Source organism: Clostridioides sp. ZZV15-6597 (genome assembly GCF_020657815.1).
Classification (GTDB): domain Bacteria; phylum Bacillota; class Clostridia; order Peptostreptococcales; family Peptostreptococcaceae; genus Clostridioides.
Map to the genome: position 1 here is coordinate 17,306 of NZ_JAGWCT010000010.1, position 25,816 is coordinate 43,121.

22 protein-coding genes are annotated in these 25,816 nt (G+C 29.2%); 14 read left to right on the top strand and 8 right to left on the bottom strand.

The window, feature by feature from the left end; all coding sequences use genetic code 11:
* Nucleotides 1-18: 18 nt before the first annotated feature.
* The 5 genes from KGF52_RS04060 to KGF52_RS04080 all read left to right on the top strand — a co-directional run bounded on the left by KGF52_RS04060 (nt 19) and on the right by KGF52_RS04080 (nt 5,689).
* Nucleotides 19-711, top strand: coding sequence for a response regulator transcription factor (locus KGF52_RS04060; RefSeq protein WP_227828638.1), 693 nt, complete (start codon nt 19-21; stop codon nt 709-711).
* Nucleotides 701-1,888 (top strand): ATP-binding protein, encoded by a 1,188-nt coding sequence (locus tag KGF52_RS04065; RefSeq protein WP_227839224.1) that lies wholly within the window; start codon nt 701-703, stop codon nt 1,886-1,888. Before KGF52_RS04060 ends, KGF52_RS04065 begins: the two co-directional genes overlap by 11 nt.
* 277 nt (nt 1,889-2,165) lie before the next feature.
* Complete coding sequence (locus tag KGF52_RS04070; protein ID WP_227828640.1) at nt 2,166-2,621, top strand: S-ribosylhomocysteine lyase; 456 nt, start codon at nt 2,166-2,168, stop codon at nt 2,619-2,621.
* A complete protein-coding gene (locus KGF52_RS04075; protein ID WP_227839225.1) occupies nt 2,611-3,336 on the top strand; it encodes a vitamin B12 dependent-methionine synthase activation domain-containing protein in 726 nt (241 codons plus the stop codon). Before KGF52_RS04070 ends, KGF52_RS04075 begins: the two co-directional genes overlap by 11 nt.
* Nucleotides 3,308-5,689, top strand: a complete 2,382-nt coding sequence (locus KGF52_RS04080) for a homocysteine S-methyltransferase family protein (RefSeq protein ID WP_227839226.1) — start codon at nt 3,308-3,310, stop codon at nt 5,687-5,689. The genes KGF52_RS04075 and KGF52_RS04080 overlap by 29 nt, the downstream gene beginning before the upstream one ends.
* 204 nt (nt 5,690-5,893) lie before the next feature.
* On the opposite strand, the gene KGF52_RS04085 is transcribed toward KGF52_RS04080, so the two are convergent.
* Nucleotides 5,894-7,123 (bottom strand): aminopeptidase, encoded by a 1,230-nt coding sequence (locus KGF52_RS04085; protein ID WP_227839227.1) that lies wholly within the window; start codon nt 7,121-7,123, stop codon nt 5,894-5,896.
* A gap of 396 nt (nt 7,124-7,519) precedes the next feature.
* Here KGF52_RS04085 and KGF52_RS04090 point away from each other — a divergent pair, with 396 nt between their 5' ends.
* The 7 genes from KGF52_RS04090 (at nt 7,520) to carB (KGF52_RS04120) (ending at nt 19,207) form a co-directional block, all read left to right on the top strand.
* Nucleotides 7,520-8,434: a nitroreductase family protein gene (locus KGF52_RS04090; protein ID WP_227839228.1), complete on the top strand. Its 915-nt coding sequence runs from the start codon at nt 7,520-7,522 to the stop codon at nt 8,432-8,434.
* A gap of 23 nt (nt 8,435-8,457) precedes the next feature.
* Entirely contained in the window at nt 8,458-9,093 is a 636-nt protein-coding gene (locus KGF52_RS04095; protein ID WP_227839229.1) for a DUF1847 domain-containing protein, read from the top strand.
* Between the two features lie 375 nt (nt 9,094-9,468).
* On the top strand, nt 9,469-10,185 hold the full coding sequence (gene pyrF, locus KGF52_RS04100) for an orotidine-5'-phosphate decarboxylase (protein WP_227436407.1): 717 nt from the start codon (nt 9,469-9,471) through the stop codon (nt 10,183-10,185).
* 25 nt (nt 10,186-10,210) lie between these two features.
* Nucleotides 10,211-11,254, top strand: a complete 1,044-nt coding sequence (gene carA, locus KGF52_RS04105) for a glutamine-hydrolyzing carbamoyl-phosphate synthase small subunit (RefSeq protein ID WP_227828646.1) — start codon at nt 10,211-10,213, stop codon at nt 11,252-11,254.
* 52 nt (nt 11,255-11,306) lie between these two features.
* Nucleotides 11,307-14,513, top strand: a complete 3,207-nt coding sequence (gene carB / locus KGF52_RS04110; RefSeq protein ID WP_227828647.1) for a carbamoyl-phosphate synthase large subunit — start codon at nt 11,307-11,309, stop codon at nt 14,511-14,513.
* 257 nt (nt 14,514-14,770) lie between these two features.
* Nucleotides 14,771-15,820 (top strand): glutamine-hydrolyzing carbamoyl-phosphate synthase small subunit, encoded by a 1,050-nt coding sequence (gene carA, locus KGF52_RS04115; protein ID WP_227839230.1) that lies wholly within the window; start codon nt 14,771-14,773, stop codon nt 15,818-15,820.
* Nucleotides 15,821-16,000: 180 nt separating this feature from the next.
* Nucleotides 16,001-19,207, top strand: a complete 3,207-nt coding sequence (gene carB, locus KGF52_RS04120; RefSeq protein WP_227839231.1) for a carbamoyl-phosphate synthase large subunit — start codon at nt 16,001-16,003, stop codon at nt 19,205-19,207.
* A 131-nt stretch (nt 19,208-19,338) separates the two neighbouring features.
* On the opposite strand, the gene KGF52_RS04125 is transcribed toward carB (KGF52_RS04120), so the two are convergent.
* From KGF52_RS04125 to KGF52_RS04150, 6 genes are all read right to left on the bottom strand, one after another.
* Nucleotides 19,339-19,716, bottom strand: coding sequence for a DNA polymerase III subunit delta (locus tag KGF52_RS04125; protein WP_227828650.1), 378 nt, complete (start codon nt 19,714-19,716; stop codon nt 19,339-19,341).
* Between the two features lie 83 nt (nt 19,717-19,799).
* Nucleotides 19,800-20,249, bottom strand: coding sequence for a permease prefix domain 1-containing protein (locus tag KGF52_RS04130; RefSeq protein ID WP_227839232.1), 450 nt, complete (start codon nt 20,247-20,249; stop codon nt 19,800-19,802).
* 4 nt (nt 20,250-20,253) lie between these two features.
* The gene (locus tag KGF52_RS04135; RefSeq protein WP_227828652.1) at nt 20,254-20,583 is read right to left on the bottom strand and encodes a PadR family transcriptional regulator; all 330 of its coding nucleotides are present in this window, start codon (nt 20,581-20,583) and stop codon (nt 20,254-20,256) included.
* A gap of 176 nt (nt 20,584-20,759) precedes the next feature.
* Nucleotides 20,760-21,617, bottom strand: a complete 858-nt coding sequence (locus KGF52_RS04140; RefSeq protein ID WP_227828653.1) for a MerR family transcriptional regulator — start codon at nt 21,615-21,617, stop codon at nt 20,760-20,762.
* Between the two features lie 20 nt (nt 21,618-21,637).
* The gene (locus tag KGF52_RS04145) at nt 21,638-22,303 is read right to left on the bottom strand and encodes an RluA family pseudouridine synthase (RefSeq protein WP_227839233.1); all 666 of its coding nucleotides are present in this window, start codon (nt 22,301-22,303) and stop codon (nt 21,638-21,640) included.
* Entirely contained in the window at nt 22,303-23,175 is an 873-nt protein-coding gene (locus KGF52_RS04150) for a class I SAM-dependent methyltransferase (protein WP_227839234.1), read from the bottom strand. Before KGF52_RS04150 ends, KGF52_RS04145 begins: the two co-directional genes overlap by 1 nt.
* Before the next feature lie 168 nt (nt 23,176-23,343).
* On the opposite strand from KGF52_RS04150, the gene KGF52_RS04155 reads away from it, so the two are divergent.
* A complete protein-coding gene (locus tag KGF52_RS04155) occupies nt 23,344-24,087 on the top strand; it encodes an RsiV family protein (RefSeq protein WP_227839235.1) in 744 nt (247 codons plus the stop codon).
* Between the two features lie 221 nt (nt 24,088-24,308).
* On the opposite strand, the gene KGF52_RS04160 is transcribed toward KGF52_RS04155, so the two are convergent.
* Nucleotides 24,309-24,536, bottom strand: a complete 228-nt coding sequence (locus KGF52_RS04160) for a single-stranded DNA-binding protein (RefSeq protein WP_227437569.1) — start codon at nt 24,534-24,536, stop codon at nt 24,309-24,311.
* Between the two features lie 201 nt (nt 24,537-24,737).
* Between KGF52_RS04160 and KGF52_RS04165 the strand changes: the two genes are divergently transcribed.
* On the top strand, nt 24,738-25,307 hold the full coding sequence (locus tag KGF52_RS04165) for a recombinase family protein (protein WP_227828683.1): 570 nt from the start codon (nt 24,738-24,740) through the stop codon (nt 25,305-25,307).
* Nucleotides 25,308-25,816: the final 509 nt, after the last annotated feature.

Sequence of the window (25,816 nt, forward strand, 5' to 3'; positions counted from 1 at the left end):
AAGTTAGGATGTGAAAAAGTGAAAGATACAATTCTTGTTGTGGATGATGAAAAGGAAATAAGAGACCTTGTAGAGATATATCTTTTAAATGATGGATATAATGTAATTAAAGCTAAAGATGGACAAGAAGCTTTAGATATTTTAAAAAAAGAAAATATTCATCTGATGGTATTGGATATAATGATGCCAAAGATGGATGGGATAGCAGTTTGTAGAAAAGTTAGAGAAAGTTTAAATATACCAATACTTATGCTGAGTGCAAAATCAGAGGATATGGACAAGATACAAGGAATAATGACGGGTGCAGATGACTATCTAACAAAGCCATTTAATCCACTTGAACTTACTGTGAGAGTAAAAGCATTACTTAGAAGAGCGTATTATTTTAGTGGTACTGACAAAGAAAATAAAGATGTCATAGAAGTAGGAGTGGTGTTAATAGATAAGGAAAAACATAGTGTAACAGTAGCTGGCAAGGATATATTTTTGACATCAAGAGAATTTGATATCTTGTATTTACTAGCAAATAATAGAGGTAGAGTATATAGTACAGAAGAGATATTTGAAAAAGTGTGGAAAGAACAATACTACCAATCTAACAATACTGTAATGGTTCATATGAGTAGGATAAGAGATAAAATTGAAAAGTATACAGATGGAGAAAAAATAATTCATACTGTATGGGGGGTAGGATATAAAATTGAAAAATAAGAGTGTATTAAATTATATGTTTCGCCCTATAGTAGACTTTATAATAAGTTGTATTATAACCCTAATGATTATGTTAACAAGTGTATATATAATAAAGATATTATATATGAGAACTACTTTATCTACGATTAATTACCTTATGCGTAGTTTAAGAGACATTAGAGCTGTTATAGGAGACAGTACATTATATTCTGTTTTATTTCTGACAGCATCATTATCAATTTATTCATTAATGTCATACAAGAGAAATAAAAAACTTGTAAATTTTCTAAAAGATACTGATAACAAAAATAAAAAACTAGAAATTATCATGGATGCTGTAAACTCAATGGAGGAAGGCGATTTAGAAAAAAGTATAGATATTGAGTATGAGTCAAATGGATTAAGTGATAAAAAAATTGATGAGATTGATGAACTTGCAAATAAAATCAATAGTATAGTTTATCAACTTAGAAATATAACTGTTGAAGAAAGACAAGCTCAACAGACTAAAGCGGATTTAATAACAAATGTTTCGCATGACTTAAGAACTCCTTTAACCTCAATAATGGGTTATCTGGGATTGATAGAAGATGGTAAGTATAAAGATGAAGTTCAGTTGATGTATTATGTTAATATTGCATATGAGAAATCAAAAAGTTTAAATATACTTATAAATGATTTATTTGAACTTACAAAAATGCAAAATAATACAATAAGATTAAAAAAAATAGATATAAACTTGGTAGAACTATTAAGTCAAATAGTATCTCAACTTGGATTTTATTTTAAAAAAGAATTTATGGTTAGTAGAGTTAACTTCAATGAAGAAAAATTAATTATAAATGCTGACCCAAATAAATTGGTGAGAGCTTTTGAAAATCTTATAACCAATGCTATGAAATATGGAAAAGAAGGAATTTATGTAGATATAGTAACTGCCAAAAAAGGAAATATGGCGATTGCAAAAGTTATAAATTATGGAGAACCTATTCCAGTATTAGATTTACCAAATATATTTGATAGATTCTATAGAGTTGAAAAATCAAGAAATAGAAATGATGGAGGTTCTGGATTAGGTCTTGCAATTACAAAAAATATTGTGAATTTACATGGTGGGGAAATTACTGTTTCAAGTAATATACATCAAACTGTATTTGAGGTACAGCTACCAATAATACAAGAAACTGTGCAATAAGATAAAAGTATGATTTAGATGCACAAATATTTATAGCATAAAGTGTTTACAAAAATAAAAAAGTAATATATAATTTAAGTCAGTTTAATAAGATACTTATCAAGAATTAGGGGAGAGAGTTAGCTCAGTGAACCTATACCAACCTTTTATTAGGTGGTCCTGCTAACAACGATGAGATGATTGGAAATAATATACTCTTCTTATCAATAGTGGATAGGGAGAGTTTTTTTATAGATTTAAAGTAATAAATTTTTAAGTGATAATGGAGGGTTCAAAAATGGAAAAAGTAGAAAGTTTTAAATTAGACCATACAAAAGTTAAAGCTCCTTTTGTGAGAAAGTGCAGTGTACTTGATGGAGTTAAAGGAGATAAAATAAGTAAATTTGACCTGAGATTTTTACAACCAAATGTAGAAAGCTTTGGAACTGCTGCTATGCATGGTTTAGAACATTTACTAGCAACTTATTTAAGAGAGACATTAGATGGTGTGATAGACTTATCTCCAATGGGATGCAGAACAGGATTTTATTTAATATTATGGGGAGATGTAGATGCTAAGACAGTTAAAGATGGTTTAGAAAAGGCATTAAAGAAAGTAATTGAATCTGATAAAATGCCAGCAGCTACAGCTTTAGAATGTGGAAATTATAGAGACTTATCTTTATTTGGAGCAAAAGAATATGCAAAAGATGTTTTAGATAAAGGATTTTCTCTTAATATATATGGAGAATAATTTAATTGAAAGAGAAAGTATAAGCATAAATCAAAGTGAAGTTTTAAGGTATTTACAATATAAAGGACAAGAAATAGATAAAGAACTTAAAGAAACTATTGATGAATGTATAGAAACAGCCAAAAACAAGATAAATCCTAGATATATATCTAGGATTTATCCTATCAAAATAAATAAAGATAAGATTGTAGAACTAGAGGGAACAAATTTAACTTTAAAGAGTAGGGATATATATGAACTTCTAAAAAACTGTGATGAATGTGTAATTATGGCAGCGACTTTGGGAATAGAAGTAGAAAAGGAAATAAAAAGATACTCTTACTCAGATTTAACAAAAGGACTAATAATTGATTCATGTGGAACAACAGCAATAGAAGAAGTATGTGATATTGTTCAAAACAATATAGAAAAGGTTTTTTCAGAACAAAACAAATTTATAACTATGCGATATAGCCCAGGATATGGGGACTTACCAATAGAGAAAAATATAGATATATTAAATGTTTTAAATGCTCAAAAACAAATAGGACTCACAATTACATCAAATGGGATTATGATACCAAGAAAATCAGTAGTAGCTATTATAGGCATTTCTAATTTGAAAATAGATAAATCAAAGAAAGAAAAATCGTGTGAAAATTGTAAAAACTACAGAAATTGTACATATAGAAAAGGAGCGAATTCTTGTGGAAATAAGACAATATCTAAAGGATAATATATTAATATTTGATGGTGCAATGGGAACAATGCTTCAACAAAAGGGGTTAAAAATAGGTGAAAATCCAGAAGTATTTGGTCTTCAAAATCCAGAAAAACTTATAGAGATACATACATCATATTTAGAGGCAGGCTCAAATGTAATTCTTACAAATACTTTTGGGTGTAATGAATTAAAATTAGATAGTGAATATACAGTAGAAAAAGTTATCGACAATGCCATTTTAGTGGCTAGAAAAGCTATAGAAAATGTAGATAACACTAAACCTAGATATGTAGCACTAGATATTGGTCCTATAGGAGAAATGTTAGAGCCTATGGGAACTTTAAGCTTTGACAGAGCATATGAGATATTTAAAAGACAAGTATTACAGGGTGTTAAATCTGGAGCTGATGTAATAGTAATAGAGACTATGATGGACTTATATGAAGCTAAAGCTGCTGTTTTAGCGGCTAAGGAGAATTCTGATTTACCTGTTTTCTGTACTATGACATTTGATGAGAGTGGGAGAAGTTTTACTGGATGTATGCCAGAAAGTATGGTTGCTACAATAGAAGGGCTGGGGGTTGACGCAATAGGAGTAAACTGTTCATTAGGTCCTAAACAACTCTTACCAATAGTAAAAAAAATCGTGTCAAGAGCTTCAATACCTGTAATGGTTCAAGCAAATGCAGGTTTACCAAATATAGTTGATGGAGAAGCTATATATGATGTTGATGCGAAGGAATTTTTTGAGGGAGTCAAAAAATTTGTTGAAGCTGGAGCAACTATAATAGGCGGATGTTGTGGCACAAATCCAAGCTTTATAAAAGAAATATCTGAAAATATAAGTTCTGTTAAAAAGGGAAGTACCAAAAAGATTGATAAGTGTGTAGTTTGTTCGCCATCAAAATTTGTTGAAGTAGAATCGCCTACAGTTGTCGGAGAAAGATTAAATCCAACAGGTAGAAAATCTTTACAAGAAGCTTTAAAAAATGAAAATTTAGATTATGCAATAAATTTAGGGCTAGAACAAGTAAGTGCTGGGGCACAAATATTAGGTGTGAATGTTGGTTTGCCAGAAATAGATGAAAAGAAATTAATGCCAAAGTTAATAAAAGAGATTCAAGCAGTAGTAGACACACCATTACAAGTCGATTCTTCCGATGTAGAGGCTTTAGAACAAGGTCTTAGATATTATAATGGTAGAACAATCGTAAACTCTGTAAACGGCAAAGAAGAGTCTTTAGAAAGTATATTACCAATAGTTAAAAAGTATGGTGCATGTGTGGTTGGTCTTGCATTAGACGAAAAAGGTATACCTAAAAAAGCTGAGGAAAGATTTGAAATAGCAAAAAAAATAGTTGATAGAGCAGTTTCTTATGGAATAAAACCAAAAGATATATTTATAGATTGTTTATCACTAACTGTTTCAGCTCAACAAGAGGAAGCAATAGAAACTATAAGAGCCATAACAATGGTTAAGACATTAGGGGTAAAAACTATACTAGGGGTTTCAAATATTTCATTTGGACTTCCAAATAGAAAAGCACTTAATGCCTCTTTTTTAACGCTAGCTTTAGGAGCAGGGCTTGACTTAGCAATTATAAATCCAAACGAATATAGCATGATGGAGGCTGTTAATTCTTTTAGAATCTTAAATAATACAGATAAAGGATGTATAAATTACATAAATCAATATAGCAATATAAATAATTCAAAACAGTCTGATTCCACTGTTAAAGCTAATAAAGATTTGTCACTAGATGTTTTAGTTGAAAGAGGATTCAAAGAAGAAGCCAAAAATGTAACATTGAATCTTTTAAAAGAGAAGGATGAAAATTATATATTAGATAAAATTTTAATTCCAGCTCTTGATAGAGTAGGAAAGAAATACGATAGTGGAGACATCTTTTTACCACAACTGATTCAATCAGCAGAAACAGTAAAAACTTCACTAAATACAATAAAAGAAACCTTACTAAGTAGAAATAGTGACAATGTATCTAAAGGAAAAATAATAGTTGCTACAGTAAAAGGGGATATTCATGATATTGGAAAAAATATAGTAAAAATAATGCTAGAGAATTATGGATATGAAGTTATAGACTTAGGAAAAGATGTTCCAATTGAAGAAGTAGTAGAGGTTGCTAAAAAAAGAAATATAAAGTTAGTGGGATTGAGTGCACTTATGACTACAACTGTTCAAAGTATGAAAGATACAATTCAAGCATTAAGAGATAATGAAATAAATGCAAAGGTATTTGTAGGTGGTGCAGTTTTGACAGAGGAATATGCTGAGGAAATGGGAGCTGACTATTATTCAAAAGATGCAAAATCTGCTGTTGAGATAGCAAAGTTAAATTTTTAGCATGGAAATTAAAATAAAGGTTTTACTAAACAGGATATTTTATATATAATATAAATATAAGTTTTAGAAACTTATGTCCAAAATAATAGGAATTAATCTATAATAATGAGATTAATTAATATAAAAAAATATTTATCATCAACATTAAAAAGGGCTGGGAAGTCTGGTATAACTTCCGTCAGCCCTTTTTAGTATAAAAATAAGTTAAAAAGCCCAATTGCCATTTTTAAAAATCTGTATATGTTTTCCATCATGAGTTTCTCCAACAATATCCATATCTGAAGAGCCAACCATAAAGTCAACATGTGTTAGACTATCATTTACTCCATGTTCATCCAATTCTTCATCCTTCAAATCATTTCCACCATCTAAGCAAGTCTTATAAGCAGACCCAATTGCAAAGTGGCAAGAAGCATTTTCATCATATAAAGTATTATAAAAAATAATATTTGTATCAGATATTGGAGAGTTATATGGAACAAGAGCAACCTCTCCTAGATAATGAGAACCTTCATCTGTTTCAATAAGTTTCTTTAATGTTTCTAATCCCTTTTCAGCAGAGAAATCTACTATTTTACCATCTTTGAATGTCAAAAAGAAATTATCAATTATATTTCCTCCATAAACAAGAGGTTTAGTGCTGTAAACAGTTCCATTGACTTTAAACTTGTGTGGCATTCCAAAAATCTCTTCAGTTGGAATGTTAGGATTAAAGCTTACTCCATTAGGGTCTTTAGATGCTCCACTCAACCAAATATGACCTTTTGGTAAATCCAAAGTTAAATTAGTTTTTGAAGATTTATACTTTAAAGTTTTGAAATTACTTTCATTTAAAAAATCCATTTTAGACTTTAGATTTTCATTATGTTCTTTCCATGCTTTTATAGGGTCTTGTCCATCAACTCTTGAACACTTAAATATGGCATCCCATAACTTATCTACTGCTTCGTTTTCTGATAAATTTGGAAATACTTTTTTTGCCCAATCTTTTGTTGGTACAGAAACTATACTCCATTTACATTTATCTGTTAGCGTATAAGAACGCCACTCTTTTAAAGCCTTTCCAGAAGCTTTTTGAAAGTTAGCAACTTTCTCAGGGTCAACATCTTTTAATAAATCAGGGTTTTGAGCATATACTGATAAAAATGCTCCACCTTCTTTAGCTATGTCTACATATTGATCTGCTGTCCATTTTGGAAACTCATGAAATGCTTCGTCTGGTGCATATAAATATTTAATAAGAGTACTTTCTTCATCAGACCATTCTATATATACATTTTTAGCACCATATTTATATGCTTCCTTTAGTGCACTTCTTGCAAAATCAGCACATTCAATTGGTGATTTTATAAGTAAAGTTTGACCTGGTTGTATGTTAACTCCGACCTTAATTGCTAACTCAGCATATTTTTCTAAATTTTTATTAAAATCCATATCATTCCTCCTGTATTTTTAATATTAAATAACTTATAAAATATTATATCATTAAATAACTTATAAAATATTAATATCATTACTTAGATTTTGGGTCATATTTAAAATATTTATACTCAATAGATTGAGAAATAAAAAACACTTATTTTAATTAAAATAGATTGTTTAAATATATAATTGCAACTAAGACGTTATTTTTTGTTGATAATAGTATTAAAGTAGAAATAAAAATACTTTTTTAGTGAAAAGCTATACAAGAATACCGAAAAAAACTTATAATATAATAATGAGATAGATATTTATAATGAAATAAAAAATTTTCTGGCAAAGCTTATATATGTTTAAATATAGTAGTTTATATATTATGAACAGAAGATTTCAGTTAGGAGGGCATAAATGGAGCTTTATGAAGCCATTTTTTATAGAAAATCTGTAAGAAATTTTTCCAGTACAAAACTAAAAAAGCCATTAATGGAAGAAATAAAAAGAAGTTGTAAAAATTTAGAATACTTAAATGAAGATTTAAATATTAAAGCACATGTTGTTGATAGAGGTCATATAATACACTTTTTAATGGGTAAAGAGTGTAAAGTAAAAGCACCTCATTATATAGTAGTCACATCAGATAAAGGAAAAGACTATCTACAAAATATAGGTTTTGCCACTGAAGGTATAGTCTTACGTCTTACAACGTTAGGAGTAGCTACTTGTTGGTTGGAGTCGACATTAAAAAGAGAAGATATCTTGGAATTTGTAGATATTGGCAACAAAGACCCAAGAGAAGATGAAGAAGACGATTTAGATTATTTAGCTGGAATAAAAACGGAAGAAGAAGATGAAAACAAAATAGAGAATCCATATATAATAATAGCTTTTGGATATCCGGCAAAAAATGAAGATTTATTTAGGACAAGATACGCTAGGCCTGATAGAAAACCAGTAAAAGATATCATAAATAAAATAAATAGAAATAGGAAATGGAAAGAAATATTAGAATTTACAAGAAGAGCTCCATCTGTGAAAAACTCTCAACCTTGGTATTTTCATAAAGATGAACGAGGTCTTCATCTATTTGAAAAGAAACCTAAGAAACATTGTGAAGATATGAATAAGGTTAGCTTAGGAGTAGGCTTAAGACATTTTGATATAGCATGTATAAAAAATAAAATAGATGTTTCATATGAAAAACTTCCTATAAAGAATAGAATAGGAAAGTCATATTTTATAACTGTAGTTGAACATGTAAAATCAGAAGAAGAAACTCAAGATGAAAATTTAAGTTTGGAAAAAGAAGAATCACAAAATGAATAAAATTTTGAGAGGGGATAGTATGTATGTATAAGTGTGGGAAATGTAATCTTAGAGGCTGTTCAGATGGAGATATGGATAAGCTAATGAAGATATGTCCAACTAGAGAAGTTGAGTTACAAGAAAAGGCAAAAAAACTTTATGAAGATGAAGAAAATAGAAAAATAGCTTATAATGCTGGATTAATTGAAACAGAGGGATACTGTCAATATACTAGGTTAAAAGAGATTATAGAGTTTGCTAAAAAATGTGACTATAAAAAAATTGGTATAGCGTTTTGTATTGGTTTAAAAAGAGAAATGCAAACAGTACAAAAGGTATTTGAACATCATGGATTTGAAGTGTTTTCTGTGATATGTAAAAATGGAGCAATGCCTAAAAGTACAGTTGGATTAGAAGCATCTCAAACGATATCAAAGTGTGCAGATGAAATAATGTGTAATCCAATAGGGCAGGCTTTGTTTTTAAATGAAGCTAAAGTTGACCTTAATATAATTCTTGGACTATGTGTTGGACATGATACATTAGCTATGAAATATATGGAAGCTCCTATAACAACTCTAATTGTCAAAGATAGAGTAACTGGGCATAATCCAGCTGCTGCGATATATAATGCAGAGTCTTATTTTGAAAAAAAATTGTTTGATAAAGATAAAGAATAATTCAAAGACTTATTGACATAAAAAGCAATTAGTGGTTTAATTATAAAAAAGATGAAACTTTAAAATATCCTTAAGATACATAAAGTTATATAAATAAAGAAAAATATTACAGCTAAATTCCTTAAATTAGTCCAGAGAGACTAAAGGGTTATAGATAGTGTTAATATATAACCTCTAGTAAATCTTCTAGAGGTTTTTGATGAGTATAAAATAAAAATTTAAATATAATAAAGTCTTTTAAACTAGTCCAGAGAGACTGGGAAAGATATCTCATAGCTAATGAATAGAGTTATGTATAGATAAAATCCTTGTGCCTCTTTTGGTGTGAGGATTTTTTTATGAGGATTTAGGCTTTATTAAAAAGGAGATGTAAAAATGATAAATGGTAAAGAGAAGCTAATAGTTGCAATTGATACTGACGAATTTGATAAAGCTAAAGAACTAATAGACAAATTAGAAGATAGTGTAGATATATTTAAAGTAGGACTAGAACAATATGTGGCTACAAAAGGAAAGACTATAGACTATTTAAAAGAAAAAGGTAAAAAAATATTTCTAGACCTTAAATTCCATGATATTCCAAATACTATGAAAAGTGCAGTAAGAGCTGCAGTAAGAGATAATGTTTGGTTAATGACAATACATGTATCAGACATGGAAGGGATGAGACAATGTGCACTAGTTGCTAAAGAAGAAGCAGAGAGATTAAATATAGAAAAACCTTTGGTGGTTGGAGTAACGGTTTTAACTTCATTAAGCAACCAAGACTTACAAGATATAGGATGTAATATGACAACAGAAGAATTGGCTATAAAGAGAGCTAAATTAGCAAAAGAATCAGGAATAGATGGAGTTGTTTGCTCAGCTCAAGAAGTAGATAAGATAGTAGAAGCGTGTGGAACTGATTTTATAACAGTTTGCCCAGGGATAAGACCTAAGTCAGCAGAAGTTGGAGACCAAAAAAGAGTTGTTACTCCATCAGATGCAATAAAAAGAGGAGCTCATTATTTAGTTGTTGGAAGACCTATAACAAAAGCAGAAAGTCCAAGAGAATCAGCTATTAATATTGTAAAAGAAATAGAAAATGCTTAGATAAAACATTTGGGAGGTAGCTTATATGAAGGGGAAATTAATTTTAGAAGATGGAACAGTATTTGAAGGAAAAGCATTTGGATATTTAAAGGAAGCTGTTGGTGAAGTTGTGTTTAATACTTCAATGGCAGGATATGGTGAACTACTGACAGATGCAACTTATTATGGACAAATAGTGACAATGACATATCCACTTATAGGGAACTACGGAATAAATTTAGAAGATGTTGAATCAAATAAAGTGCAAGTAAAAGGACTTATAGTAAGAGAAAAAAGTGACAACCCAAATAATTTTAGATGTGAAATGGATATAGACACATATCTAAAGCAAAATAAAGTAATTGGACTTGAAGGAATAGATACAAGAGCATTGACTAAGATTATTAGAAATAATGGAACAAAAAGAGGTATTATAACTTTAGAAAATGTATCATTACAAGAAGTTCAGTCTAAATTGACGGAGTGTTGCAATAAAGATTCAGTTAAAAGTGTTACAAGAAAAGAAATTGAAAATATTAAAGGGACTGGTGCTAAAGTTGTAGTTGTAGACTTTGGTGTTAAAAATAGTATATTAGATTCACTGAAAGCTTGTAACTGCGACATAACAGTAGTACCAGCAATGACTACTTCAGAAGAAATTTTAAGAATAAACCCTGACTTGATATTATTATCTAATGGGCCAGGTAATCCAGAAGATATAAATGATATAGTTGAAAATATAAAGAAATTAGTAGGCAAAAAACCACTAGCAGGAATCGGTTTAGGACATCAAATTTTGGCATTAGCATTAGGTGGAAAAACTTCAAAACTTGCATTTGGACATAGAGGAGGAAATCATCCAGTTAAATGTTTAGAAACAGGAAAAGTATTTATAACTTCTCAAAATCATGGATACAATGTTTCAGAGATGCCAGAAAATACAGAGATAACTCATGTAAATTTAAATGACAATACTATAGAAGGAATGAGACATAAGGAATTACCAATATATAGTGTTCAGTACATTCCAGAATACACAACAAAAGAAGATTTAGATTGTATATTTAATAAATTCTTAGCATTAATATAGATTTAGTATTATTTACAGATAGTAAAAACCATTTAGATAAGGAGAAAAATTTATGCCTAAATTAGATAGTATAAAGAAAACTTTAGTATTAGGGTCAGGACCAATAATAATAGGTCAAGCGGCAGAATTTGACTATTCAGGAACTCAAGCATGTCAATCTTTAAAAGAAGAAGGAATTGAAGTTGTATTAATAAATAGTAATCCAGCTACAATAATGACTGATAAAGAAGTGGCAGATAAAATATATATAGAACCATTAACAATAGAATTTATAGAAAAAATAATTGAAAAAGAAAGACCAGATAGTTTACTTGCAGGTATGGGTGGACAAACAGGATTAAACTTAGCAGTTGAGCTTTATGAAAAAGGCATACTAGATAAATACGGAGTAAAAATAATAGGTACTTCAGTAGAATCTATCAAAAAAGGTGAAGATAGAGATATATTTAGAGATGTAATGAAAGAAATAAATCAACCTGTAATAGTTAGTGATATAGTTACAGAGTTACAAGCAGGTCTTGATTATGCACTTACAATAGGGTATCCAGTAGTTGTAAGACCAGCATACACATTAGGTGGAACTGGTGGAGGTATAGCTGATACAGAGGAAGAATTAAGAGAGATACTTTCACATGGATTGCAATTAAGCCCAGTTGGACAAGTATTAATTGAAAAAAGTATAAAAGGTTGGAAAGAAATAGAATATGAAGTAATAAGAGATTCAAAAGGAAACTGTATAGTTGTATGTAACATGGAAAATATAGACCCAGTTGGAGTTCATACAGGAGATAGTATAGTAGTTGCTCCAACACAAACTTTAAGCAATAAAGAATGTGCGATGCTTAAAAAAGCATCTTTAGATATATTAAATGCAGTAGAAGTTCAAGGTGGGTGTAATGTTCAGTTTGCATTAAACCCACATAGTTTTGAATATGCAGTTATAGAGATAAATCCAAGAGTTAGTAGATCATCAGCACTAGCATCAAAAGCCACAGGATATCCAATAGCCAAAGTTTCATCAAAAATAGCTTTAGGATATACTTTGGATGAAATAGAAAATGCAGTAACTAAAAAAACTTATGCTTGTTTTGAGCCAACTATAGACTATGTAGTGGCTAAGATACCAAAATGGCCATTTGATAAATTTAAAAAGGCAAATAGAAAATTAGGAACTAAGATGATGGCAACTGGTGAAATAATGAGTATAGGAAGTAACTTTGAAGCTGCTATTCTTAAGGGAATAAGATCACTTGAAACAGGAAAATATTCATTAGTTCATGCACCATCAGAAGAGAGAAGTATTGAAGCGTTAAAGAAAAGAGTTGTAGTACCTGATGATGAAAGACTATTTGATTTAGCTGAAATGATAAGAAGAGGCTATAAAGTAGAAATGATAGAGCAAATCACAGGAATAGACAAGTGGTTTATAAATAAATTTAAATGGATAGTTGAACAAGAAGAAAAATTAAAAGTTATGAAGATTGAAGACTTAACTAAAGATTATCTTCTTGAGTTAAAGAAAAAAGGATTCTCTGATAAAGGTATATCTGATTTAATGAAGATAAGCCCAGAAAAATTATATGAATTAAGAAGTCTATATAACATAAAACCAGCATACAAAATGGTCGATACATGTGCGGGAGAAATAGATGCTATATCTCCATATTACTACTCAACTTATGAGCAATATGATGAAGTAGTTGTTAGTGATAAGAAAAAAGTAATAGTGTTAGGCTCTGGCCCAATAAGAATAGGTCAAGGTATAGAATTTGATTATTGTTCAGTTCACTGTGTAAAATCTTTAAGAAAGATGGATATAGAAACTATAATCATAAACAATAATCCTGAGACAGTAAGTACAGATTTTGATACATCAGATAAACTATATTTTGAACCATTAACAGAAGAAGAAGTTTTAAGTATAATTGAAAAAGAAAAACCAGAAGGTGTAATACTACAATTTGGAGGACAAACAGCTATAAAACTAGCTAAGTTCTTACATGAGAAAAATATACCTATATTGGGAACGGACTTTGATGATATAGATGCAGCAGAAGACAGAGAAAAATTTGATGAATTATTAGAGAGATTAGATATAAATAGACCAAAAGGAAAAGGTGTATGGTCACTTAATGAAGGTATTGAAGTTGCTAATGAATTAGGTTATCCAGTATTAGTTAGACCATCTTATGTACTTGGTGGTCAAGGTATGGAAATAACTTACAATGAAGAAAAATTATCTCAATACCTACAGGATGCATTTGATAGAGACCATAAAAATCCAGTACTTATAGATAAATATCTAACTGGTAGAGAAATAGAAGTAGATGCTATATGTGATAAAGAAGATATATTAATACCTGGAATAATGGAACACTTAGAAAGAGCTGGGGTTCACTCTGGAGATAGTACAACAATGTATCCAAGCCAAAATATATCTGATAAGATAAAGGAAAAGATAGTAGAATACACTAAAAAAATAGCTTTAGACCTTAATGTACTTGGTATGGTTAATATACAATTTATAGAATTCCAAAATGAATTATATATAATTGAGGTTAACCCTAGAGCCAGTAGAACAGTCCCATATATAAGTAAAGTGAGTGGGGTACCAATAGTTGACCTAGCTACAAAATGTATGTTAGGAGCTAAATTAAAGGATTTAGGATATGGTACAGGGGTTTATAAAGAGCCTAAACTAGTATCAGTAAAAGTTCCAGTATTCTCAATGTCTAAATTAGCTAAAGTTGAAGTAAGTCTTGGACCTGAAATGAAATCTACAGGAGAAGTTTTAGGTGTAGGAGAAAACCTAGAAGAAGCCTTATATAAAGGATTCTTAGCAGCAGGTAGACATATGTCCGATGAAAGAGGAGTAGTGCTTGCTACTGTCAATAATAACGATAAAGATGAGTTTATAGCAATAGCAAAAGATATGAAAGAGTTAGGATATACTTTTGTTGCAACAGAAGGTACAGCTAAGAGTCTAAGAGAAAATGGAATAGAAGCTGATATAGTAAACAGAGTGGAAGAATCTAGACCAAACATACTAGATGCTATAAGAAATAAACAAGTTGATATAGTAATAAATACACCTACTAAAGGCAATGACTCAACAAGAGATGGATTTAAAATAAGAAGAACAGCTATTGAATTCTCTACTGAAATAATGACATCTTTAGATACATTAAAAGCCTTAGTAGAGGTTAAGAAAAAACACCTAAACAAAGATAAGTTAAAAGTTTACAATATAGCTGAATAGAAATTAAGTTGATTGTATAGTTTAAGAATTTAATCATTAAATTAAAAAGAAGAAGTTATTTTTTCTAGGAGTTTTTACTTTTGAGATAACTTCTTTTTTTTAAGAAATTTGTAGTATAATAGAAAAAGATAAAAAATAAATGCAAATGAGTATAAAACTAGAATGTAAAAGTGAAAAATATATATAGATATTTAAAAGATTATATTTAGTTAATGTTCTTTAGTTTGCCTAAAGAGAATTATAGGAGGTACTGTAATATGAAAGCAAGGTTAATATTAGAAGATGGGACAGTTTTTATAGGAAAAGCATTTGGATATTTAGAAGAAAGTGTAGGAGAAGTAGTATTTAATACTTCAATGATAGGATATGGTGAAGTTTTAACAGACCCTTCTTACTATGGTCAAATAGTTACTATGACTTATCCTCTTATAGGAAATTATGGTATAAATTTATCATCAGCAGAATCTGAAAAAGTGCAAGTGAAAGGATTTATAGTAAGAGAAAAAAGTGATTCTCCAAGTAATTTTAGATGTGAAATTGATATAGACCAATATTTAAAGCAAAATAAAGTGATAGGACTAGAAGGAATAGATACAAGAGCTTTAACTAAGATACTTAGAAATAATGGGACAATGAAAGGTATAATTACATTAGAAGATAGTAAATTAGAAGATGTTAAACATAAATTAGATAAGTTTTCAAATACAGAAGCAGTTAGAACGGTTACAAGAAAAGAAGTAGAGCATATAGAAGGAAATGGTCCAAAAGTAGCTGTTATGGATTTTGGAGTTAAAAGAAACATCTTAAGATCATTTATAGCTCGTGGATGCGATATAACAATATTCCCAGCTACAACATCTCCAGAAGATGTATTAAGTATAAATCCTGATTTAATATTTTTATCAAATGGGCCTGGAGACCCAGAGGATTTAGAAGATATTATAGAAAATATAAAAGTTCTAATTGGTAAAAAGCCTATAGTTGGAATATGCTTAGGACATCAGCTTTTAGCCCTAGCTCTTGGCGGAAAAACTGCGAAACTTAAATTTGGACATAGAGGCGGAAATCATCCAGTTAAAGATTTAGAAGAGGGAAAAGTATTTATAACTTCTCAAAATCATGGATATTATGTTTCAGAAGTTCCTGAACAAATGAAAGTGACACATATAAATTTAAACGATAATACTGTTGAAGGAATGAGACATGAGAAGCTAGATGTATACAGTGTTCAATACCACCCTGAAGCTTGTCCAGGGCCAAAAGACAATGACTATATTTTCGATAAGTTTTTAGAGTTTGTAAAATAAATAATATCAGAATATATAACTAAAAAATAAGACTAACTTAAATCAAAAAAAGTATTGGTTTAATTAATATAGATATAATAAATAAACTCAAATTTAAAGATGAAATAAAGTAATTAAAATTGATTGTATAGATTATGAAGATAAAAACTGTGAAAATTGTTTAGATAAGGAGAAAGAGTTATGCCTAAATTAGATAGTATAAAGAAAACTTTAGTATTAGGGTCAGGGCCAATAATAATAGGTCAAGCAGCAGAATTTGACTATTCAGGAACACAGGCCTGCCAAGCACTAAAAGAAGAGGGAATAGAAGTTGTATTAGTAAATAGTAATCCAGCTACAATAATGACTGATAAAGAAATTGCAGATAAAATATATATAGAACCATTAACAATAGAATTTATAGAAAAAATAATTGAAAAAGAAAGACCAGATAGTTTACTTGCAGGTATGGGTGGTCAAACAGGACTAAACTTGGCTGTAGAATTACATGATGCTGGTATACTAGATAAATATAATGTAAAAGTTATAGGTACGTCTATAGAGTCTATAAAAAAGGGTGAGGATAGAGATTTATTTAGAGAAGTAATGAAAGAAATAAATCAACCTGTAATAGTTAGTGATATAGTTACAAATTTAGAAGCAGGTCTTGAATTTGCAAATAAAATAGGATATCCAGTGGTTGTAAGACCAGCATACACATTAGGTGGAACTGGTGGAGGTATAGCTGATACAGAGGAAGAATTAAGAGAGATACTTTCACATGGATTGCAATTAAGTCCAGTAGGTCAAGTTCTTCTTGAAAAGAGTATAAAAGGTTGGAAAGAAATAGAATATGAAGTAATGAGAGACGGAAATGGAAACTGTATAACTGTATGTAACATGGAAAATGTAGACCCAGTTGGAGTTCATACAGGAGATAGTATAGTTGTTGCTCCAAGTCAAACTTTAAGTGATGAAGAATACCAACTACTTAGAAAAGCATCAATAGATATAATAAATGCAATAGAAGTTCAAGGTGGATGTAATGTTCAAATAGCTTTAAATCCACACAGCTTAGAATATGCAATAATAGAAATAAATCCAAGAGTTAGTAGATCATCAGCACTAGCATCAAAAGCTACAGGATATCCAATAGCAAAAGTGGCAGCTAAAATAGCTTTAGGATATACTTTGGATGAAATAGAAAATGCGGTAACTAAAAAAACTTATGCTTGTTTTGAGCCAACTTTAGATTATGTGGTAGTAAAAATACCAAAGTGGCCATTTGATAAATTTAAAAAGGCAAATAGAAAATTAGGAACTAAGATGATGGCAACTGGTGAAATAATGAGTATAGGAAGTAACTTTGAAGCTGCCATTCTTAAGGGAATAAGATCACTTGAAACAGGAAAATATTCATTAGTTCATGCCCCATCAGAAGGTAGAACGTTAGAAGAGTTAAAGAAAAGAGTTGTAGTGCCTGATGATGAAAGATTGTTTGACTTAGCTGAAATGATAAGAAGAGGCTATAAAGTAGAAATGATAGAAGAAATCACTGGTGTTGATAAGTGGTTTATAAATAAATTTAAATGGATAGTTGAGCAAGAAGAAAAATTAAAAGGTCTTAAAATAGAAGATTTAGATAAGGAATACTTACATGAATTAAAGAAAAAAGGATTCTCTGATAAGGGTATATCTGACTTAATGAAGATTAGCCCAGAAAAATTATATGAACTAAGAAGTCTATATAATATACAACCAGTTTATAAAATGGTTGATACATGTGGAGGAGAATTTGAAGCTCTATCTCCATATTATTACTCAACTTATGAGCAATATGATGAAGTAGTTGTAAGTGATAAGAGAAAAGTGGTAGTATTGGGTTCTGGACCAATAAGAATAGGTCAAGGTATAGAGTTTGACTATTGTTCAGTTCACTGTGTAAAATCTTTAAGAAAAATGGGTATAGAAACTATAATTGTAAACAATAACCCTGAAACAGTAAGTACAGATTTTGATACATCAGATAAACTATATTTTGAACCATTAACAGAAGAAGAAGTTTTAAATATAATTGAAAAAGAAAAACCAGAAGGTGTAATACTACAATTTGGAGGACAAACAGCTATAAAACTAGCTAAGTTCTTACATGAGAAAAAAATACCTATATTGGGAACTGATTTTGATGATATAGATGCAGCAGAAGACAGAGAAAAATTTGACGACTTATTAGAGAGATTAGATATAAATAGACCAAAAGGAAAAGGCGTATGGACAACTAATGAAGGTATTGAAGTTGCTAATGAATTAGGTTATCCAGTATTAGTTAGACCATCTTATGTACTTGGTGGCCAAGGTATGGAAATAACTTACAACGAGGAAAAATTAACTCAGTATTTAGATGATGCTTTTGCTAGAGACCATAAAAATCCAGTACTTATAGACAAGTATTTAACTGGTAGAGAAATAGAAGTAGATGCTATATGTGATAAAGAAGATATATTAATACCTGGAATAATGGAACATTTAGAAAGAGCTGGAGTTCACTCTGGAGATAGTACGACAATGTATCCAAGCCAAAATATATCTGATAAGATAAAAGATAAAATTCTAGAATATACTAAAAAAATAGCTTTAGACCTTAATGTACTTGGTATGGTTAATATACAATTTATAGAATTCCAAAATGAATTATATATAATTGAGGTTAACCCTAGAGCCAGTAGAACAGTCCCATATATAAGTAAAGTGAGTGGAGTACCAATAGTTGACTTAGCTACAAAATGTATGCTAGGAGCTAAATTAAAGGATTTAGGATATGGTACAGGAGTTTATAAAGAGCCTAAACTAGTATCAGTAAAAGTTCCAGTATTCTCAATGTCTAAATTAGCTAAAGTTGAAGTAAGTCTTGGACCTGAAATGAAATCTACAGGAGAAGTTTTAGGTGTAGGAGAAAACCTAGAAGAAGCCTTATATAAAGGATTCTTAGCAGCAGGTAGACATATGTCTGATGAAAGAGGAGTAGTGCTTGCTACTGTCAATAATAACGATAAAGATGAATTTATAGCAATAGCAAAAGATATGAAAGAGTTAGGATATACTTTTGTTGCAACAGAAGGTACAGCTAAGAGTCTAAGAGAAAATGGAATAGAGGCTGATATAGTAAACAGAGTTGAAGAGCCTAGACCAAACATACTAGATGCTATAAGAAATAAACAAGTTGATATAGTAATAAATACACCTACTAAAGGTAATGACTCAACAAGAGATGGATTTAAAATGAGAAGAACAGCTATTGAATTCTCTACTGAAATAATGACATCTTTAGATACATTAAAAGCCTTAGTAGAGGTTAAGAAAAAGCATATAAACAAAGATAAATTAAAAGTTTATAATATAGCGGAATAAAAAAATAAACTAATATTTAGATTAATTAAAGGCGTTAGTCCGTAGAAGCTTTCGCCTTTAATTAATACTCTATAATTATTTTTTTATGTGAACTAAAATAAATATTAATCTTGATACTATCAGTTTTTTCTTTAATCATTAGATAGAGGATAAGAGTGGTAGTCATGAATTTCTTCATGTATAAGATTTTCATATTTATCATAATAGTATTTAATTGTAACAACTATTTTATCTCCCTTAGATACATTTCTATAGAGTTTTTTACTTTTAATAGAGTAGACCTCATCTTTATATATGGCATTAACTATAAAAATTTCTGACTCATAATCAAATGTGCCCATTACTGGATTATAGTGTTTTGAATCTTCTTTATAGCAGAAGCTTTCAACAGTCATTATATAAGTTCCAAATGAAATCCATTTGGTATATTTAAATAAATTTACTTTCTCATTAATATATGAAACTCCTGGCGTATCAAGAATTTTTTCTAATAATATTTTTTTCTCCATATACAAAAACTCCTTTCATAGTATTTATTAATATCCTAGTACTTATTCATATAAATAAAACAAAAATATATTTATTAATGTGACTACATAACATAATCATTTTCTATTTCTTTCTTTAATCTATTAATTATAATGCTTAAAATTATTAATATAGCTACTACGATTATCAAAGCTACAATCAACCAAGGTGGAACTATGTGTCCAAAACCTCTATTGGCTGTAAATGCAGCAGCTGCAACAAGCCATCCAAATAAATTTAAAAATAAGAGCCTTGAATTTGATAATCTTCGCAATAAAACTTTTTTAGGTTCTATTTTTTGTTTAAATATTGAACGTAATTCTACTGACATCTCACCGCCACCATCGAATCTCTCGATTGCCTTATTTTGTGCTTCATCTATGTTATATCCATTTTCAATAAATTCATTTGCAGATGTTGTTAGATGTTCTCTTAGCTCTTCTTTTAAATCTTGAATCTCTTTGTTATTTTCGTTCTTATATAGTGTTTCTAAATACTCTTCTATTATTTTCATAAATCTAATCCCCCTTCTTTAGAAATTTGTTCATAATACCCTGTATAAAGTCCCACTCCTGAATTTTTATTTCTAAGTTATCCTTTCCGTCATCTGTTATATTGTAATACTTTCTCCTGCTTCCTACGCCTTGGTCATTTCCCCAATAAGATTTTATCAAACCCTTAGATTCTAATCTTTTAAGAGACACATAGAGTGTACTTTCTTTTAACTCAAATGTAGTTTCATCTCTAACCACTTTTGCTATTTCATATCCATATGAATCTCCTTTGTTTAGTATTGATAATATTAAAGTATCAATATGACCTTTAAGCACTTCTTTATTTAAGTCCATAAATTCACCTACTTTATGTTATCATATACCTCGTATTATAAGGTATATAGATATATAATAAAACATTTCATATTATTTTCCAAGTGTAAACTATAAAATTTTAATTATTATTTAAAAAGGGCATTCCATTTATGATTTAAAAATCATTTGGAAACGCCCTTTTTTATAATAATTGATTATACTAGACATCTTAAATCAATTTCTCTCTTTTTAACCTGTATCTGAATTTCGGTTAGAAGTTCCTCTTCATTGTTTGTAGATAGAGGGTCTATTATAGGTATCTCATATATATAATTTTCAATAGGTATCCTTTTATAATCAACATAGTCAACTAACTTTTTAAAAGCAGTATAATTTTCTCTGTAAGAACCTTTATATGTCATACAAATAAAATCACCAGCTGAAATTTCAGATATATATTTTTGAGATTTAGCATCAAATAAATCTCTTTCAACATTTACAAAACTATTTTCATAGATGACTTTATCTTCGTTTAAGAATTTATCTATAGATACAAGACCACTTACTCCACCATAAAACACAGAGATATTATCTTCTAGTATATTTGCTATTTGTCTTCTGGAAAGTTCCATAGTTTCTTCACTACTTAAACCTTCTTCATATTCTATGGATAAAATACTTCTTCTTGGAATATGTTTTCTTACTATTTTACCTACTTCATCTACTTTCATACCTTTTTCCATTGTTTCTTTTTTTGTACTTAATACTTTTTTTATAAGTTCTAATTCTTTAATTTTTTCATCTACTATATTAATCTTATTAGTTAATAATTTTAGAATTTCTTCATTGTTTTCATCTAACTTTTCTTTGATTTCTTTTAATGGCATACCTAGATACTTTAAGTATTTTATAATATCCAATTGTGAAAATTGGTCAATTGAGTAATATCTGTAATTGCTTTCTTGATCAACATGAACAGGTTTAAATAAATCTATTTGGTCATAGTATCGTAATGTTTGTATGCTTATTTTGTGAAGCTTTGACATTTCACCTATTGAAAACTTTTTACTCATATAATCACCTCATTTGAGATTTAGAATATATTCCATGGATATTTATCAGGTGGAGTACATATAAATTCCATTTTTTCCTTTGTTGTTGGATGGCAAATTTCTATTTTATTAGACCAAAGAGAAATCTGTTGTCCAATTTTATTTACTTCTTGGCCATATCTTTGGTCTCCATATAAAGGGTGTTTTCTAGTTGCAAATTGAACTCTTATCTGATGAGAACGGCCAGTTTTTAAGTTTACTTGAACTAAGCTTAGATTTTCTTTAAAACCCAATACTTTATAACTAAGTTCAGCTTCTTTAGCATCTTTATGGTTTTTTTTCACGACACTTACCATATTTGTCTTTTTATTTTTATATAAAAAATCTTTTAATATGTCTGAATCGGATTTCATTTTACCATGAACAACTGCCATATAGGTTTTTTTGAATGTCTTATTTCTTACTTGTTCAGACAATCTTGAGGCAGCTTTTGATGTTTTGGCAAAAATCATGACTCCACCTACTGGTCTATCCAATCTATGTACCAAACCAATATATACGTTTCCAGGTTTATTGTACTTTGTTTTGATATAGTCTTTTAAAAGATTTACCATGTCCTTATCATTGGTATCATCTCCTTGAGATAATACATTTACAGGTTTCTCTACAACTAATAAATGGTTATCTTCATATATGACTTTTATCATTATTTGTTCTCCCATCTTCCAAATATACCACAAGGAAGTATTTTACTATCCCTAGAAGCTGGTATTCCTAGTTCACCGCCATAAATTTCTCCATTATTTGCCTTTTTTCCTATTGTTGTAGATAGTACATTTTCAAGAACTATTGGAGAGAAGCCTGTTGTGTAAGAATTAATTAGAAAGAATAAAGGATTATCAGATAAAACACCCATACATAAATCCACAAAGCTATATAATTTTTCTTCTATCTGCCATACTTCTCCCTTAGGTCCTCTTCCATAAGAAGGTGGGTCCATTATTATTGCATCATATTTCTTACCTCTTCTTATTTCTCTTTCAACAAACTTTACAACATCATCTACTATAAATCTTACTGTTTGATTTTTAAGTCCTGATAACTCTATATTTTCTTTTGCCCAGTTGACCATACCTTTTGCAGCATCAACATGACATACTTCTGCACCAGCGGATGCACATGCTACTGTAGCTCCTCCTGTATATGCAAAAAGATTTAATACTTTTATAGGTCTGTCAGCTTTTTTGATTTTGTCCATCATCCAGTCCCAATTGGCTGCTTGTTCTGGGAATAATCCAGTATGTTTAAATCCAGTTGGTTTAATGTGGAATTTTAAGTTTTTGTAATTTATAGTCCATTGTTCTGGATATCTTTTTTTGTGTTCCCATTGACCTCCACCTTTATTACTTCTATGATAATGTCCATGAGGGTTTTTCCATAGAGCCCATTCGGACTCCATTGGCCATACAACCTGTGGATCTGGTCTTCTAAGTACATACTTACCCCAACGCTCTAATTTTTCTCCATTTCCCATATCTATAAGTTCATAATCTTTCCATTTATCTGCTAATAATAACATATCTTTCCTCCTATAAAATAACTCTCAATCCTATGTATTATACCACAAAATCAGTCATTTTTTGCTGTTTTAGATACTTTCTATTCTTTACATTTATTGTTAACATTATTACTCTTTTAAACATATTATATAGTATCTGATTTTTTTAATAAGAGGAGGAGAGTTTTAATGGAAAATTATCAAGCTACAAATACTTGTACATATAACATATTATATGTGCAGTTTAATGAAGACTTTGGCAGAAGTAAGTACTTTTCATATGATGTAAAATATCCTATTCTTTACAATATTAGAAATCAATCCACCTATGTAAATCCGCCTATTTTAAACAACATAAATTCTGCTGTAAAAATGACTGTAAATAATTTTAAGGTTGGATTACAAGAAGAAGAACAAGAATATAATAATGCAGCTTCTCAAAATTCACTTCCAAAACAAAGTTACTGGGTTTCTACTAATTATGCAGTTACTTTTAGTAAAAACTATGTACTAAGTATGATATTAAATCTTATGGGATTTGCTGGTAGTTCTGGGCCTAAGTACAATACATTAAATAATTACAATATAGATTTAACAAATGGAAAAGAACTTTTACTAAGTGATATTTTTAGAGATGGAGTTGACTATATAAACATAATAACTGATTATATAAAATCTGAAATTAATGAAAATAGAGAAATGTATTATTCTAATGTAGAATTAGTTATACCTGAAGATCAGGCATTTTATATTACAGATGATGGGCTTGTTATATATTTTGGTGTAGATGAAATAGCACCTGAAAGTTTTGGAATTCCTAAATTTAAGATAAGATTTTCTGATTTTGGAAATTTTATAAACCAACGTTTCTATTGCATTTCTCCAGACATATACATTCAATCAAGAGGAAGAGCTAAGCATTTTATGGTATAAAAATATAGATAATTCTGAGCCCTATTTTAGTGTATCTAGATTTATGCTGGAGTAGGGTTAAGATTTATCTATCTTAAAAACATAATTTAAACAGTACTATTTGTATATGTTAGTTATATAGACTCAGACCTACTGATAAACATTTATATAGTACAATTTGTATTAAAAGTTTTAACTTTTGACTCAACAAGAAGATTATATTATTATATATATTTAAGTTGCTATTTTTTTTTATACATTTGTTGATAAGCAGAGTTTTTATTGATTACTTCTACCTTTAAATTGGGATTACTTACTACCTCATACAAAAAAAGTTTTCCTAATTTTAACCTGATGTTCATCTCCAACCTGTTCCATTCATAGCCTTTGAACAATTCTTTTAATAAAAAAACCTCTCCGCAATGGATGTTTTTTAACTCATCTATTGCATCATTTAACAGACTATTCATATTATTTCCTCCAATTTGTATAATTTCATTAACTTCATTATATTGTTAATTTTTGACATAGTCAAACAAATTATAAAGGAATTATAATGGTGTCAAAAGTTAACAGTATTGACACCAAAAAATCGTTTTAGTAAAATGTATAAAGACATGTAGATACAGATATCTACAAATTTCTGCATTAAATATTTACGTTAGGAAGTGATTATTATTATATATGGATATTGCCGTGTCAGTACAAAGAATCAGACAGATAACAACAGTTTGTATCAACAACAGCAAGAGATATTAAGCAAGTATAACAATGCCAAAATAATAAAAGAAACTTATACAGGTACTACTACAAATAGACCTAAATTTGAAAAAATTATATCTTCTTTAAAAAAGGGAGATTTACTTGTTGCAACTAAACTTGATAGACTGGCTAGAAGTACATCAGAAGGAATACAACTGATAGAGGGTTTGTTTGCTAAAGAAGTTAGTGTCCATATTTTAAATATAGGTCTCCTAGAAAATACTTCAATGGGGAAATTCTTTTTAACTACATTACTTGCAGTTGCAGAACTTGAAAGAAATATGATAATAGAACGAACTCAGTTGGGAAAAGAATTTGCTAGAAGGAAAAAAGATTTTAAGGATGGTAGACCAAAGAAATATAGTAATCAGCAGATACAATACGCATTGGGATTATTAAATTCTAAACCTTATAGAGAGGTTGTGAAGATGACTGGTATCTCTAAAAGCACACTTATTCGTGCGAAGAAATCAATTTAATGAGATTTTACTTATGAAAAATTAGAGGTATAAATAAATTGGATGATTTGAATATATTTATGCCTCTAATTAATTTTATTTACAGATATATGGATACAATAAATAGTAAAACTTTTTTTGATTTTTATATAAAGTTTTATAGAGTATATAATTTTCTTGATGTAGTATATTTTATTACAGATGTTAAATCATAGTAATGTATATAATTACTATAGACTTTTGATGAGAAAATGACAATGAAAGAATTTACACAGAGAACAAAAAATTGATGTTTTATGTATTGAATCAAATTTAATATAAAAAGAGATATGCATTAAAATAAGCTTATTTTAATGCATATCTCTTTTTATGTTAAATTTTTTAAACATTGTAAAAAAAATATCAAAAATATATTGACTCTATAGTTACTATAGAGTTTATAATTAAAACTGTAAAAAAGCAAAATAAGTGTCAGATTTTTAGAAATTATAACAAATATAAAAGTATACTTAAAAAGTTTATACTAATTA